The organism is Microvirga sp. KLBC 81, from assembly GCF_003075415.1.
GTDB lineage: Bacteria > Pseudomonadota > Alphaproteobacteria > Rhizobiales > Beijerinckiaceae > Microvirga.
Genome location: NZ_QDAH01000033.1, coordinates 14,401 through 28,007, shown reverse-complemented (window position 1 = coordinate 28,007; position 13,607 = coordinate 14,401). Strand labels below are relative to the sequence as shown.

Annotated in this window: 14 protein-coding genes, 1 tRNA gene and 1 pseudogene; 7 read left to right on the top strand and 9 right to left on the bottom strand. The window is 60.5% G+C overall.

From position 1 onward, the window contains the following. Positions 1 to 785: 785 nt before the first annotated feature. From DC522_RS19025 to mnmA, 4 genes are all read right to left on the bottom strand, one after another. Positions 786 to 862: transfer RNA gene (locus tag DC522_RS19025), tRNA-Met, on the bottom strand. A 681-nt stretch (positions 863 to 1,543) separates the two neighbouring features. Next, positions 1,544 to 1,750 carry a hypothetical protein gene (locus DC522_RS19015; protein WP_245444312.1) on the bottom strand — a complete coding sequence of 69 codons (207 nt, stop codon included), beginning with the start codon at positions 1,748 to 1,750 and terminating at the stop codon, positions 1,544 to 1,546. 234 nt (positions 1,751 to 1,984) lie between these two features. Further along, entirely contained in the window at positions 1,985 to 2,626 is a 642-nt protein-coding gene (locus tag DC522_RS19010) for a class I SAM-dependent methyltransferase (RefSeq protein ID WP_116530237.1), read from the bottom strand. Positions 2,627 to 2,649: 23 nt separating this feature from the next. After that, complete coding sequence (mnmA, locus tag DC522_RS19005) at positions 2,650 to 3,804, bottom strand: tRNA 2-thiouridine(34) synthase MnmA (protein WP_116530236.1); 1,155 nt, start codon at positions 3,802 to 3,804, stop codon at positions 2,650 to 2,652. A gap of 231 nt (positions 3,805 to 4,035) precedes the next feature. Between mnmA and DC522_RS19000 the strand changes: the two genes are divergently transcribed. After that, the gene (locus tag DC522_RS19000) at positions 4,036 to 4,311 is read left to right on the top strand and encodes a DUF1153 domain-containing protein (RefSeq protein WP_009763782.1); all 276 of its coding nucleotides are present in this window, start codon (positions 4,036 to 4,038) and stop codon (positions 4,309 to 4,311) included. 182 nt (positions 4,312 to 4,493) lie between these two features. Then, a pseudogene (locus tag DC522_RS18995) lies at positions 4,494 to 4,775 on the top strand (helix-turn-helix domain-containing protein); the annotation flags it as partial. Positions 4,776 to 4,833: 58 nt separating this feature from the next. On the opposite strand, the gene DC522_RS18990 reads toward DC522_RS18995, so the two are convergent. Then, positions 4,834 to 5,847 carry a lysylphosphatidylglycerol synthase domain-containing protein gene (locus DC522_RS18990; RefSeq protein ID WP_116530235.1) on the bottom strand — a complete coding sequence of 338 codons (1,014 nt, stop codon included), beginning with the start codon at positions 5,845 to 5,847 and terminating at the stop codon, positions 4,834 to 4,836. A gap of 205 nt (positions 5,848 to 6,052) precedes the next feature. Here DC522_RS18990 and DC522_RS18985 point away from each other — a divergent pair, with 205 nt between their 5' ends. Continuing rightward, a complete protein-coding gene (locus DC522_RS18985; RefSeq protein ID WP_205769680.1) occupies positions 6,053 to 6,664 on the top strand; it encodes an N-acetyltransferase in 612 nt (203 codons plus the stop codon). Positions 6,665 to 6,730: 66 nt separating this feature from the next. Here the strand turns inward: DC522_RS18985 and DC522_RS18980 are convergent, their stop codons facing one another. Then, on the bottom strand, positions 6,731 to 7,132 hold the full coding sequence (locus DC522_RS18980) for a flagellar export protein FliJ (protein WP_116530234.1): 402 nt from the start codon (positions 7,130 to 7,132) through the stop codon (positions 6,731 to 6,733). 516 nt (positions 7,133 to 7,648) lie between these two features. Here DC522_RS18980 and ctrA point away from each other — a divergent pair. After that, positions 7,649 to 8,350: a response regulator transcription factor CtrA gene (ctrA, locus tag DC522_RS18975; protein WP_047188784.1), complete on the top strand. Its 702-nt coding sequence runs from the start codon at positions 7,649 to 7,651 to the stop codon at positions 8,348 to 8,350. A 295-nt stretch (positions 8,351 to 8,645) separates the two neighbouring features. Here ctrA and chpT read toward each other — a convergent pair whose 3' ends face one another. Further along, positions 8,646 to 9,287 (bottom strand): histidine phosphotransferase ChpT, encoded by a 642-nt coding sequence (chpT, locus tag DC522_RS18970; protein ID WP_116530233.1) that lies wholly within the window; start codon positions 9,285 to 9,287, stop codon positions 8,646 to 8,648. Positions 9,288 to 9,380: 93 nt separating this feature from the next. Between chpT and DC522_RS18965 the strand changes: the two genes are divergently transcribed. From DC522_RS18965 to DC522_RS18955, 3 genes are all read left to right on the top strand, one after another. Next, a complete protein-coding gene (locus tag DC522_RS18965) occupies positions 9,381 to 10,289 on the top strand; it encodes a 3'(2'),5'-bisphosphate nucleotidase CysQ (protein WP_245444310.1) in 909 nt (302 codons plus the stop codon). A 143-nt stretch (positions 10,290 to 10,432) separates the two neighbouring features. Beyond that, on the top strand, positions 10,433 to 11,035 hold the full coding sequence (locus tag DC522_RS18960) for a DUF1134 domain-containing protein (RefSeq protein ID WP_116530232.1): 603 nt from the start codon (positions 10,433 to 10,435) through the stop codon (positions 11,033 to 11,035). Positions 11,036 to 11,203: 168 nt separating this feature from the next. Next, positions 11,204 to 12,226: a hypothetical protein gene (locus DC522_RS18955; protein WP_133239315.1), complete on the top strand. Its 1,023-nt coding sequence runs from the start codon at positions 11,204 to 11,206 to the stop codon at positions 12,224 to 12,226. Between the two features lie 9 nt (positions 12,227 to 12,235). On the opposite strand, the gene DC522_RS18950 is transcribed toward DC522_RS18955, so the two are convergent. Then, positions 12,236 to 12,577, bottom strand: a complete 342-nt coding sequence (locus tag DC522_RS18950; RefSeq protein WP_116530230.1) for a hypothetical protein — start codon at positions 12,575 to 12,577, stop codon at positions 12,236 to 12,238. A gap of 53 nt (positions 12,578 to 12,630) precedes the next feature. Further along, positions 12,631 to 13,494 carry a D-amino-acid transaminase gene (locus tag DC522_RS18945; protein ID WP_116530229.1) on the bottom strand — a complete coding sequence of 288 codons (864 nt, stop codon included), beginning with the start codon at positions 13,492 to 13,494 and terminating at the stop codon, positions 12,631 to 12,633. Positions 13,495 to 13,607 lie beyond the last annotated feature (113 nt).

The window sequence follows — 13,607 nt, the reverse complement described above, 5'->3', positions numbered from 1 at the left end:
TCTAGTCTTAATAGTGCCACTGGTTTGGGGGCGCTGCCGTTCCACATTGTAGAAGGATGCTATGGCTCTCCCCGTTTGGGTTTCAAGAATCTGCGATTCGAAACACGCAGGTAGGTTCGAACTCAACAGGGGGGCACTATCTAGCAGACATCCGAGGGGAGATTCAGCCCGAGCATCATAAGTTGGTTCCTTGGTGCGCTTTCAATCTGTCCCCTGAGTGCCTTTCAGATTGGACTCACTTGAAGGGCCTTTCGTCGATTTTCTCTTTGGATCTGTTACTCGCGGCGTACCCACAGCAGCAAAGTACTTGAAGCACCGAGCAAGCCCTTCTGACAAGTTATCGACTGCGTCGACGCCCCGGCAGGAATTGAACCCGCGACCTTCTGCTTAGAACGCAACACCGCTGAACTTTACGAATCCTTCGCTGGAGTACCGGCACCAAGGCCGCTTGGCCCCGCCTCAGCAGGATTGATGAACTCGGGCGAAGCTGAGTTGGCGCTGCGCCTCCAGAATAGGTGTAGAGTTCTTCATCTACACACGAAACCAATGCGCCGGTGAGCGCACAAATTCCCTCCCTTGCACTAGCGAACATTGCCCTCCTAGGCCCCCCGATAAGGTCACACTTGCCCCGATCGATGTTGCGTTTGTGTTGCACGGAGCCGAATAGCCACTGTTGCAAACCATTGTAAAATAAGTATTTCCGGTGAGATGCGTTGTAGTAGGCATCAAGCAAATTTTAGACACTAAAAAACCTGCTAAGTCTTTGACTTAGCAGGTTAATCTAATGGTAGCGGAGGAGGGATTTGAACCCCCGACACAAGGATTATGATTCCTCTGCTCTGACCAACTGAGCTACTCCGCCCCAGGCCGCAGGGGCGAACCCCGCGTCAGGCATGCGCGATATAGGGAAGATTGGGCCCCAGTGTCAAGAAAGAGGCGCAGTCTCTTTCAAGAATTTGTCGCCTCCAGCATTCAAGCGGGACGCTCACCCAGGGAGTTGGCTAAACGGACTAGGTCCGGATCCTGCACCAGGAATTGCCGCTGTCCCCTCTCGACGGCACCGCCCCGGTACCACTTGTCCTCAGGCGCCATATATTGAGAGGCCAGGATGCGGCGGACAGGCGGGAGAGAATGCCGTCGGGATCTTCGACCCGGATCTCGAAATTGATACCGCGCCCTAAAGGGCGTTCGAATGCCCCCGTCTCCTAGTTCTTGCCGCGGGATCCCGTTGCTCCAGCATCAGGGATGTGCCGTCGAGATCGATGAAGGCGAAGCCGCATTCGGGCCGCTTATACAGGACGGCAAAGCCAAGATCGTCGCGCCAGAAGCGCAAGCTAGAGCATCGTGCGGAAAAGTGGATCCGGTTTTCGCTGACGCGGACCTCCGGTTCCGCTCTCAACGATGCTCTCATTCAAGGAGAAAGCATCGGATGGGTCCCAAAAGTGCAAATCCACTTTTGGGGCCGATGCTGTAGCCGCGGGATCCGGGCCAGCAGATCGGGGACGAGCCGGCTCGTCCCCTCTCCTCCGTTTCGGCTTTCATGTCACCCCTTGGGCTTCATGCGCCAGAGCTGGAATCCTTCGGTGGAAATCGCGTGTTCGATGGTCCGGCGCGAGAACTTGTGTGGCGGAGCTTCGCGGGAGCTGAGGGTGCCGGTCAAGCCCCAGGGGCCGTACTTGGCAGGCAGCTTGCTGCCGGACTCATCGCCAGCAAAAGCGTGCAGATCTTCCTTGGCCTGGGAAGTGAACATGAATAGGCGCATGGGAATGACTTTCTTGAATTTGTGCAGGGGCTTGCGCCAAGGAAAATAGGGCCAGAACCCTGAAAGTCACGCCGCGGGCTTTCCGTACCGGCGCATCATGCGGAAGAGTGGACCCGGTTTTCCGCCCCGACGATGCACTCCTCTGGCAAAGGACGCATCGGACCCAAAAGTGGAATCCACCTTTAGGTCCGATGCTTTAACGCACAAAAGAAGAGCGGGCCATCAAGCCCGCTTCTTGATTCTCATCAGCTTGAAGAACCCGACTGGGAAAAGGGACCTCAGCTCGACCACCTCCATGTTGCCGGTGCTGCGGGCCCAATCCTCGACCCTGGCCGACTTGAAGGAGGAACTCCAACCGATAGCCTTGGCAATCGGCGCCGCCATTTCCTCAAGGGCCGCGATGGGGCCGGAGGGTTGTCCCCAGTGATTGGCCAGCACGATCTCGCCACCGGGCTTCAGCACGCGGGCGAACTCAGACAGAGCAACCTCAGGCTCCGGCACAAGGGTAATAATGAACTGAGCGGTGACCGCATCGAACATCGCACTGGGAAAGCCGAGCTTGGTCACGTCCATGACCTGCAGGCCCTTCACATGGGCAAGGCCGCGTTTCTCGACCTTCTCTTGCGCCCGGCGCAGCATGTCTTCGGAAAGATCGACCCCGTAAACCTCGGCATGCTTGGGGTAATAGCCGAGCGACAAGCCGGTGCCGACGCCAGCCTCCAGAACCTTAGGGCCACAGGCGACTGCGGCGTTCACGGCAGCGCGAGCGGCCGATTCGGTCAGCTTGTCATAAACGAGGTCATAGATCGGCGCCCAACGCGCATAGGCCTTGCGCATCAGGGCCGTGGTCGCTCCATCCGTCATACGGGTTCCTTCTGAGGGAAGCCTCAAGCCGCGGCGGAAGCGGCTTCGGCAACAGTGCGGGCGATGGTGCCTCCGCCAAGCACCCGTGCCCGCGGAGCATCGCTCTCATAGATGACACAGGCTTGACCGGGGGAAACCCCATCTTCCGCCGACAACAGCTCGACCGTAGTGACGGTTCCTGTGGATCGCAAGATCGCCGGGCGCGGCTCGCGGGTGGAACGGACCCGCACGGCCACCTCCATCCCCTGCTCGCCCAAGGCTTCGAGCGGCACATCACCGAGCCAGTTCACATCCGCGATGGTGATGAGACGGGTCGCCAAGACCTCGCGGGGACCCACCACCACGCGGGCCTCCTTGGCATCGAGGCGCACCACGTAGAGTGGCTCGCCGACGGAGAGACCGAGACCTTTCCGCTGGCCCACCGTGTAGTGGATGATGCCCTGATGGTGACCGAGCACGCGGCCGTCCACATGGACGATCTCGCCGCCCTGCACGGCGCCGGGCTTCAGTCGCTCGATCACATCGCTGTAGCGCCCCTGCGTGACGAAGCAGATGTCCTGGCTATCAGCCTTCTCGGAGACAGCCAGCCCGAACTGGCGGGCCAGGTCGCGGGTCTTTTCCTTGGGCAGCTCACCCAAGGGGAAGCGCAGCAGATCGAGCTGCTCCGGCGTCGTCGCATACAGGAAGTAGCTCTGGTCGCGATCCGGATCGGCAGCCCGGTGTAGGGCGCGGCGCCCGTCGGGCAGACGGCGGCTGGCCACGTAATGGCCGGTGGCGAGCACGTCTGCCCCGAGCTCCCTGGCTGTTTCCAAGAGATCCCGGAACTTGATGGAGCGGTTGCACTCCACGCACGGGATCGGCGTCTCGCCCGCCAGATAGCTCTGGGTGAAGCGGTCGATCACGGCCGCGCGGAAGCGCTCCTCGTAATCGAGCACGTAATGGGGAATGCCGATAGCCTCCGCCACGCGGCGGGCATCGTAGATGTCCTGACCGGCGCAGCAGGCGCCTTTGCGGTGCGCGGCTTCGCCGTGGTTGTAGAGCTGCAGCGTAATACCGATGACGTCATAGCCCTCCTGTTTGAGGAGAGCCGCCACGACGGAGGAATCCACACCGCCCGACATCGCGACGACGACGCGGGTCTCGGCGGGAGACTTGGGAAGATCGAGTGAGTTGAGCATCGTTCCATCCAGAGGCGCCGTTCAAGGCGGCGCACGGGAGGGGCCAAAGCCCTTCTATAGCGATCGCCGGTGAATTCTTAAAGAGAAACCGTGCCGCAATAAGCCTGCGTTAACGTTTATGGCTAAGCTTAGGCACTCTCGTAACCGCTTGGACGGGCTTAGGAAAACATTAAGTCCCGCCGTTTAGGTTCGAGCCTATCAAAGGTCGTTGAATTTTTGTGTGAGCGTATCATGACCGAACCCCACCGCCCAAGGGTCAAGTATGTCATTGGGCCCGATGGCAGTCCCCTGACGATTGCCGACCTGCCGCCCTCCAGCACCCGCCGCTGGGTCATTCGCCGCAAGGCCGAAGTCGTCGCCGCCGTTCGCGGTGGCCTGCTGAGCCTGGAAGAAGCCTGCCAGCGCTACACGCTGACCACGGAGGAGTTCCTGAGCTGGCAGATGTCCATCGACCAGCATGGCCTCGCCGGTCTCCGGACGACCCGCATTCAGCAATACCGGCAGTAAGCCCTAAAGCTCGAACGCGAAACATGACGAGGCGCTGCTCCCATCAGGCGGCGCCTTTTTCGTTGGGCCATGAAACATGAAGGCGGAAGCTGGGCTGTTAAGATCTTCCTAACCATACTTTGGGCATAAATCCTTACCCTCTACTCAGATAGGTATGAATCGTGCTCAGCGCTACAGATATGCCGGAACAGCAGGCTTTCTCTCCTTCGAATACGGCCCTTCCACCATCCTCCGCCGCTGATCAGACCATCGAGGCGCTCCGGCGCATTCTGGTGGGGCACACCATCGCCGATGTGGAGCGCCACCTGATCCTGGATACCCTCACCTATTGCCTCGGCAACCGCACCCACGCGGCGCGCATTCTCGGCATCTCGATCCGCACCCTGCGCAACAAGCTGAACGAGTATATGGAAGCTGGCTTCTCCGTCCCGGAGCCGGGCCAGAAACAAACTTTCGCAGCCTGAGACGGATCTCTCTCAGCCCAGGACCGCATCGAAACGCAGACGCGCCACCTCGCGAGACCTACTGGTCGGACGAGGAGAGAGGCGGGGGCGGCACGGTGCGGGTGTCGACAGCTCCCCGAGTACGCCAGGCCTGAGCCAAGCGGGCCCGCTCGAAGAGAAGCACGACCACCAGTGACATGGCGAAGGGGATCAGCAGGTAGAACAGGCGGAAGATGATGAGCGCCGCCAGCACATCCGCCTTTGGAATGTCGGGCATGGCGGTGAGGAACACGAGTTCGAACACGCCGAGCCCACCAGGCGCATGGCTGACAAGAGCAGCTGAGAACGAGGCCAGAAAAACCGCGAGCACGATGAGGAAGCTGGGCTCGAGATGGGCCGGAAGCACGAAGTAGATGATGCCGGCAGCTCCCAGAAGTTCGAGAGGAGCGGCGATCAGCTGCCGCACCATGATGGCAGGCCTCGGGTATTCCAGCTTGGCCTTCCGGATCACCAGCGGCGGCAGGTGCAGAATGGAGCCCACGACATAAAGAGCCACGAAGCCGAGCAGCAGGAAGCCGACGACCCGGGCGGTTGCCGGATTGGTGAGTGCTGACGGCAGCATATCCTCAAGCCGGTAAAGGAGCCCTGGATTGACGGTGAGCACCACGCCACCGAGCAGGATCGTGCCGAGTCCGAAAGTGAAGGAGCAAAGCGCCACCAGCACGGCGATCTGCGACGCGCTCAGGCCCTTCGAGGTATAGGCCCGGTAACGCACGACAGCGCCTGAAAAGACGGAGGCGCCGATATTGTGGGACAGGGCATAGGTCGTGAACGAGGTGACCGATACGAAAAACCACGAGATGTGGCGGACCCCGAGATGGAGCAACGCGATCCGGTCGTACCAGGCCAGAGCGGCATAAGCGACAAGGGTCGACAGACCGGCCATGGCGTAACGATGTGCCGGAACTGCGGTGAGGCTGTCCCACACGTCATCGAGGGACATACCGCGCAGCTCGCGATAAAGAAGCCAACCGGAAATTACGACCGCCGCAAGCCCGATCACGGGCCAGATGAACTCACGCACATTCTTCATCGAGACGGCAGTGCTCCTTCGCTCTCCCTTCTGTGCCCATAATCCATTCAATCCGCAAGAGGAAACGGGTTCCCGACGGAATGGACATAAAGTCCAATCCTGCAAACGCTCCGGGCACGATTGCAGCCTCGGCTTTTCCTCCATTGCTCTTCAACCAGACCCGTGACAGAGCGTTGCTTTCCTTTTCGGATCGGAAGGTGGCCACATGACGAACCCTCAGACGATGCTGAACCTCGACGGCTACACGGATCTGCCGCTGGGCAAGATTGCGGCGATCGTCACCTATTTGGAAATGCGCTCCCCTCCTCCTGCTTCATCTGCACCAATTCCGGACGGCTGGTCGCTCCAGCCTCTTAACAAGGATCGCGACCGTTACAGAACTCTGTACCGCCGCATTGGCGAATCCTGGCTCTGGTTCAGCCGGGTGGTCATGCCCGATGAGGAACTGGCCGGCATCCTCAATGATCCAAAAGTCGAGGCCTATGCTTTGAACGATGGCAAGGACGATATCGGTCTTCTGGAACTCGACTTCCGCTCTCAAGGAGAAGCGGAACTCGTCTTCCTTGGCCTCGTGCCCGGAGTGATCGGCAAGGGAGCCGGCCGCTTTTTCATGAACGAGGCGATCCGCCGTGCCTTCGCACGGCCGATCAGCCGCTTCTTCGTCCACACGTGCAGTCTCGACCACCCGGGAGCACTGTCCTTCTATATGCGTTCCGGATTCACACCCTATCGGCGTGCCATTGAGGTGGCGGACGATCCACGCATCCAGGGTTTCCTCCCGCGTGCGTGCGCGCCGCAGATTCCGGTTCTCGCCTGAGGCTCACAACAAAAAGGACGCACCTGGTGCGGTGCGTCCTTTTCAATCTCTCGAGAGAGGAACGGATCAGGCGGTAGCCCGCATGGCGCGAGCCTGACCCATCTGGCTGATGGCCGGATCCAGGGTCCGCTCGCTGGTGCGCTCCCGATCCTCCAGGCTCTCAGCCCTCTTGAGCTCCTCGAAGGCCTCGCCGAGTTCGGCTTTGGCATCATCGAGCTGAGCGTGCAGGTTCTGAGCCGACATGCGAAGGTTATCCCGCCGCTGGGCTGCGGCGCGAGCATAGGTCGGATAGGCGAAATGGTTCGGATCAGTGATCCCGGCCTTCTGCTCTTCCACTGCGATTTCCCGGTCGAGGTCAGCCGCCATGCGGTCGAACTCGGCGATCATCATCTCAATCTGCGCCACCCTCCGACGTTTCTCGTCGACTTGAAAGCGCTTGAGGCGGATGAGCGTATCCCGCGACTTCATATTGATTCAACTCCACACGTCGCTGTTTCAGGTGCCCGCCGGATCGCTCAGTTATCCGTGAGGCTGAGGCATCATTACGCATGGAAGTTGACTCTTCCTTACCGAAGCAAACGAAAATCATTGGAGGGTCAAACCACTAGCCGCCTGTTCGCGGTTCAGGAAGCTTGCGCGGAGCTTGCGTCAACCTTTCGTTTACCGATTTCGTTAACACTGCCCCCGTTACGTCTGCGGCTTCGAGAGAACGGCAGGCGAGTGCAAGCGAAATCCTTCGTTTGCAATAGTTTCGAATGGAGCAACGAGGTTCCCTATGGTCACCCGGAATCCACAGCTCATGCGCTCTGAGCAACAGATCTGCAGAGACATGTCGTTAAGCGCTTGCATGCAGGAATCAGGGTTTGTTAACCATTCAGAACTAGCGTTACGAATCAGTGCAAAAGGGCATCCGCCGCTGGCCCGGTGGCGGATGGGTAGCCGCAAGCTACACGCAAGCTCCAGGGCAAGGGCTGGGGAATAACAATGCGCGTACTTCTCATCGAAGACGACAGCGCAACTGCGCAAAGCATCGAGCTGATGCTGAAGTCCGAGAACTTCAATATCTATACGACGGATCTCGGCGAAGAGGGCATCGACCTCGGCAAGCTCTACGACTACGACATCATCCTTCTCGACCTGAATCTTCCCGACATGTCGGGTTACGAGGTTCTGCGCACGCTGCGCGTCGCGAAGGTGAAGACACCGATCCTGATCCTCTCCGGCATGGCCGGCATCGAGGACAAGGTGAAGGGTCTCGGCTTCGGAGCCGACGATTATCTGACAAAGCCCTTCCACAAGGACGAGATGGTGGCCCGCATCCACGCCATCGTGCGTCGTTCGAAGGGCCATGCGCAATCTGTGATTACCACCGGCGATCTCATCGTGAACCTCGACACCAAGACTGTCGAAGTGAGCGGCGCTCGCGTGCATCTGACCGGCAAGGAATATCAGATGCTGGAGCTCCTCTCGCTGCGCAAGGGCACGACGCTCACGAAGGAGATGTTCCTCAATCATCTCTATGGCGGCATGGACGAGCCGGAACTGAAGATCATCGACGTCTTCATCTGCAAGCTGCGCAAGAAGCTCGCCAACGCATCGCAGGGCAAGAACTACATTGAGACCGTGTGGGGCCGCGGCTACGTGCTGCGCGAGCCGAACGAGTCCGACGAGCGCATCGCGATCTGAGCGACACGACAATGAAACAAAAAAGCCCGGCCATGCGCCGGGCTTTTTTGTTTGTGCGGAGTAGAGATTTATTTCGTCATCCCCGATGGCTTACTCATTTGGAAGCGCATCATGAGAATGGTGCCTGAACCTCGACTGTCCTTCCCGCGCAGGCGGGAATTCATAAACACTGTGGATGCAGACTGGAGTGTCGTCGTGGTTATGGATCCCGGCCTTCGCCGGAATGACAGTGCCAGATCGATCATACGATCCCGGATCTCCGCTGCGCCTCGTCCGGGATGACATTGACGCTACATCAAACACTAGCCGACTTGATCGTCACCTCATCGCCATCGATGCTGAAGGCGATGTTCATGTTCGATGCACGCGCCACCATACCGGCGTAGTAGATCTGAATGCCATGGGCATCCACCGTGCCGGTTTCCGACTGGCCTGCGAGCAGTTCCTGCGAGTGCGCCGGGATGCGTGCGTTCAGCCCCTTCGCCCTGATCGTGAACTCGCAGGTCTCCGCATCGCCTGTCACCATCACTGCAATCGAGCCGCCACGCGGGATCGCAGTGATGGCGATCATGACCAGGTTGAGGAGAAGCTTGACCCTGTTCTTCGGGAACAGGAGGCGCGGCGAGGACCAGGAGAAGGTGATCTTGTCGTCGAGGAAGAGGCCGCGCGCCACCTGCTCGGCATCGCCAAGATCGATGGAGGCTCCGGCCGAGCCTGCCGCGCCGAAGGCAAGGCGGGCGAACTGGAGGCGGGCGGAGGCCTGACGGGCGCTCTTCTGGATCAGGTCGAGCGCGAATTCGCGCATGGAGGTGTCGCTGTCGTCCTCCAGGACCTCGAGCCCGTTGACGATCGCGCCCACCGGCGAAATCACGTCGTGGCAGACGCGCGAGCAAAGGAGGGCGGCAAGGTCGAGCGAATCAAGGGAGATGGTGGCCATAAGGGCTCCGGGTAGTAAACCGTAAGTTCAGCGTTGGATTCATGAAATTCTGGATTTCCGGCCTCACGAATATCGCCAAACAGGAAAGAGAACGTGAACCGGATACTCGGCTACGAGTTCTTTGGAAAGAAGGCAAAAGAGATCGACAGGTCTTCCGAGAACAGGCACAAGTTTATTATGCGCCTCGATGACTCTCATCCTGAAGACATCGCCCTGAAGCTGGCCCCGATCGCCTCGGAGGCCGCTCATCTGCTGCGGGGCATGGAAAATGCCTTGGTCGAAAAGCGTATCAAGGACGACGGAAGCCCAACCACGGCAGCCGATCTGGCGGCGGAACAGCTGATCATTCGCCGCCTGAACGAGGCTTGGCCCGGGGTGCCGGTGGTGGCGGAGGAAACGGCGAGCACCGCCCATAGGGGCGAGTTCTTCTTCCTGGTCGATCCCCTTGACGGCACGGGCGACTTTCTCAACGGCACGGGGGAATACAGCGTCAACATCGCCCTCATCCGCGGGAACCGCCCCATGGCCGCCGCTGTCGCAGCTCCGGCCATGGGCTCCATCTGGATTGCCGGCACAACCGCCCAGATGAGCACCATGCCCGCAGTAGGCGACAGCACATTCGAGTGGCGGGAGGTCAAGGTCAGGCAAGCCCCCGAAGATGGCCTCGTGGCGCTGGTCAGCCGCCGTCATGGCGATATCGCCACGGAGGCCTGCCTTTCGGTGCTCTCCATCGGCACAAGGCGCATGACGTCGTCTGCCCTGAAGTTCTGCCTCATCGCCTCGGGCGAGGCCGATATCTATGTGCGCTGCGGGGCGACCATGGAGTGGGATACGGCGGCGGGCGACCACATTCTCAGCTGCGCCGGAGGCAGCGTCGTCGGTCCGGGCAGTGTTCCCCTCACCTATGGCCATGAGGATCGAGGCTATCGGAACGGCCCCTTCGCTGCCATGGGGGACACCTCTCTCGCCCCCAAGCTGGACCTGCCGGTCGCTGCGGCTTGAGGTCTCCGGATCTCTCCCTGCGGCACTAAAGCGCCGCTTGTACAGACATTGTTAGGGTTGATGCTCGTAAAGTCGGGGCCCGATAGAAGCCGTCCGGCCTCAAAAAGCCGGCTCGTCCCCTGTCTCATACGAGGAGATAGCCCATGCGCTTCCGCCTTTCATTGGCTGCTGCGGCTGCTTTGGCCGCCCTTGTCGGCGCCCTCCCCCTTCAGGCTTCCGCCCAGACCACCCAGCGCGCCTATGCGAGCTATCCGGGCACCCCGAATTCCTTCAACTCCAATGAATTGGTCGAGTCGGGTCATCAGTTCTTCGGCTCAGCCTCCCGCGGTTTGGCCTCGGCTCTCGAAGAAGCCGTCCGCCGCTGGGGTGAGCCCAATGGGTACATCCTCGGCCAGGAAGCCTCGGGCGCCATCGTCGGCGGCCTGCGCTACGGTGAAGGCAAGCTGTTCACCCGCAATGCGGGCGAGCGCAGAGTCTTCTGGCAGGGACCTTCCGTCGGCTTCGATTTTGGCGGCGAAGGCGCCCGGACCATGATGCTGGTCTACAACATGCCCTTCACGGATGCCCTTTATAAGCGCTTCGTCGGCATCGACGGCTCGGCCTATTTCATCGGCGGCTTCGGCGTGACGGCGCTGGCGGCGGACGAGATGGTCGTGGTTCCGATCCGCACCGGCGTCGGCGCCCGGCTCGGCGTCAACATGGGCTACCTGAAGTTCACGCCCGAACCGACCTGGAACCCCTTCTAAGGGGCTCGCGGAACGCTGCCCCGCTTCCACGCCAGTGGAAAGGGCTTAAAGATGCCCTAGAACCGGCCATTCGGAGCCTCAGGCTCTAGAAAGCTGCGCAGGCACAAGGCAAGGTGCTTGAGCGTTACCGGTCAGGTCTCTTTCAGGTCTCTTGGAGTTGGCGTCCGCGTGGTTGAAACCATCATGATCTTCGCGCTGGGGTTTGTGGCAGCAACCCTCATCGCGCTTCTTATTATTCCCGCCGTCAATGCCCGCGCGGAACGCCTTGCGCGCCGCAGGGCCGAGGCGCTGTTTCCCATGTCCATCTCCGAGCTGACGGCGGAGAAGGACCACTTACGTGCCGAGTTCGCAGTTCTGCAGCGCAAGATCGAGCGCAAGGCCGAGGAGGCGCTTGCCGCCAAGCACCAGAGCATGGAGGAACTGGGCCGTCGCGCGGTTCGGATCGAGGCTCTCGAGAGCACTCTGACCGAACGCGACAAGGTCATCGCTGAGCTTGAAAGAACACTTGCGGAAACGCAGACACGGCTCGCTGCCTTCGAGGACGAACTGGGGCAGACGAAGACTTATCTCGCCACCTCTCGCGAAACCCTTGCCGCTCTCGAGAATGCTCACCGCGCGACCCTGAACGAATTGTCCAACACCCGGATGGAGCTGGATCTCGCTCAGAGCGACTGCTCCCGAACCAAGACGGAGCTGCTTCATACCCAGGAGAAGCTTGCCCGCCTCGAAGCCGATTATGCCGACACCGACCGGCGCCTGACGGCAGCCCTGAGCGACATTGACGCCAAGCGCATCGCGATCTCGGATCTCGAAACGCGCCTGATGACGCAGACCGCACGCGGCAACGATTTCGAACGCGCGCTGAACGAGCGCCACAGCGAGCTCTCGGACGAGCGCAAGCGCCTTACCGAACTCGCCAAGGATCTGGCCGCCGAACAGGAGCGTGGCCTGATCCTGGAACAGCGCATTCGAGAGATCGAAGCCGAGCGCGACGAGGCGCAAAACCGCATCGCCTCGCAGGAGAGCTTCGGGAAGGGCGACGAGGAGCTGCGCCGCCAGATCAGCGAAGTCGCAGCTAAAGTAATGCAGAGCAACGGTGCGTCCGAGCCCCGCGACGGCAATGGCCGCAACAACAGGCGGCGTAACAGAGCGGAGGGAAAGCAGACCCTGCCCGACCCCGCCGTCTCTTGAGAAGCTGACTTACTTCGGTTGGACCTGCTGATTGCCGCCTGGGCTTCCCGGCGGTGGAATGACCGGTGTCGTACCAGGATCCGGCACGGGCGCAGGCACGGTGATGTCAGGTGCACCTGTCTCCGGCGGGCGAATGACGCCTTCGGATTGCTCGAGCTTGTCGCTCAAGGTCGAGCCCGTCGAAGACGGCTCCTCCCGGGACTGGATCCCGTTTGGCTCGACCTTTTCAGGAGGCATCTGCTGCAGCGGCGGCATGTTGGGGGCCTGCTGATTCAGCACCCCAGGATTTTGCGCTAGGGCGACGGTGACACCGCCGGCCATGGCCAGGGACAGAACCAGTATTCGCTTCATGGATCGCTCCTTTGGGAAGGCAACGGGCGATCCTTGTGGCAGTTCCGCTTGGCTCAACGAGCCGCCATGCGCTGTGCTGTCGCCATCCTGATGTAGATTTCACGCAGCTTCTTCGTGATCGGACCGGGCGTGCCGTTGCCAACCGGTCGTCCGTCGATGGAGACGATGGGAAGCACAAAATTCGATGCGCTCGTGAGGAAAGCCTCGGCGGCATCGTAGGCTTGCTCGACGGTGAACAGGCGTTCCTCAAGTTCGATCCCAGCCTCTTTCGAGAGAGCGAGCAGCGATTGCCGCGTAATGCCAGGAAGAATGGCATTCGAAAGCGGGCGCACGACGATGCGCCCTTCCTTCGTGACGATGAAGCCGCTCGATGAGCCGCCTTCAGTCACGAAGCCGTCCTCCACCATCCAGGCCTCCTGCGCGCCGACTTCCCTTGCAGCCTGCTTGGCTAGAACCTGGGCAAGCAGATTGATTGACTTGATGTCACGCCGCTTCCAACGCAGGTCAGGCACGGTGATCACGGCGATGCCCGTTTCCGCTGCGGGAGAGTTCACGATGGATTTCGCCTGTGTGAACATCGCAACGGTCGGCGTGGCGTTTTCGGGAAACATGAAATCACGCTCCGCCACACCACGTGTCACCTGGAAATAGATGAAGCCCTCGGTCAGGCCGTTGCGGCGGGCAAGTTCCTCCTCAAGGCGCGTCCACTCAGCCCGTGTATAGGGGTTCGGAATCCGCACCTCACGAAGTGACCGTTCAAGGCGCTCGAGATGCGCTTCGTTGTCGACGAGGTGCCCTTCCAGCACGGCGATGCCTTCGTAAACGCCATCCCCGAACAGGAAGCCCCGATCCATGAAAGGCACCTTGGCCTCTTCAATAGGCAGGAACGAGCCGTTCAGGAACACGATGCGGGACATGAATACCTCGAATGATGCGGTTCTTGGGACACCTTAGCAGATGGGCGCCACGGTTGGGTGACCTAGATCCCTGTGCATCCCATCAGCATGGCCATAGAGGTAACCCCACGATG

Bases quoted from the DNA above. Each gene is read 5' to 3' on its own strand.
- DC522_RS19015 (WP_245444312.1), bottom strand. From the start codon at position 1,750: ATGTTCACTTCCCAGGCCAAGGAAGATCTGCACGCTTTTGCTGGCGAT.
- DC522_RS19010 (WP_116530237.1), bottom strand. From the start codon at position 2,626: ATGACGGATGGAGCGACCACGGCCCTGATGCGCAAGGCCTATGCGCGT.
- mnmA (WP_116530236.1), bottom strand. From the start codon at position 3,804: ATGCTCAACTCACTCGATCTTCCCAAGTCTCCCGCCGAGACCCGCGTC.
- DC522_RS19000 (WP_009763782.1), top strand. From the start codon at position 4,036: ATGACCGAACCCCACCGCCCAAGGGTCAAGTATGTCATTGGGCCCGAT.
- DC522_RS18990 (WP_116530235.1), bottom strand. From the start codon at position 5,847: ATGAAGAATGTGCGTGAGTTCATCTGGCCCGTGATCGGGCTTGCGGCG.
- DC522_RS18985 (WP_205769680.1), top strand. From the start codon at position 6,053: ATGACGAACCCTCAGACGATGCTGAACCTCGACGGCTACACGGATCTG.
- DC522_RS18980 (WP_116530234.1), bottom strand. From the start codon at position 7,132: ATGAAGTCGCGGGATACGCTCATCCGCCTCAAGCGCTTTCAAGTCGAC.
- ctrA (WP_047188784.1), top strand. From the start codon at position 7,649: ATGCGCGTACTTCTCATCGAAGACGACAGCGCAACTGCGCAAAGCATC.
- chpT (WP_116530233.1), bottom strand. From the start codon at position 9,287: ATGGCCACCATCTCCCTTGATTCGCTCGACCTTGCCGCCCTCCTTTGC.
- DC522_RS18960 (WP_116530232.1), top strand. From the start codon at position 10,433: ATGCGCTTCCGCCTTTCATTGGCTGCTGCGGCTGCTTTGGCCGCCCTT.
- DC522_RS18950 (WP_116530230.1), bottom strand. From the start codon at position 12,577: ATGAAGCGAATACTGGTTCTGTCCCTGGCCATGGCCGGCGGTGTCACC.
- DC522_RS18945 (WP_116530229.1), bottom strand. From the start codon at position 13,494: ATGTCCCGCATCGTGTTCCTGAACGGCTCGTTCCTGCCTATTGAAGAG.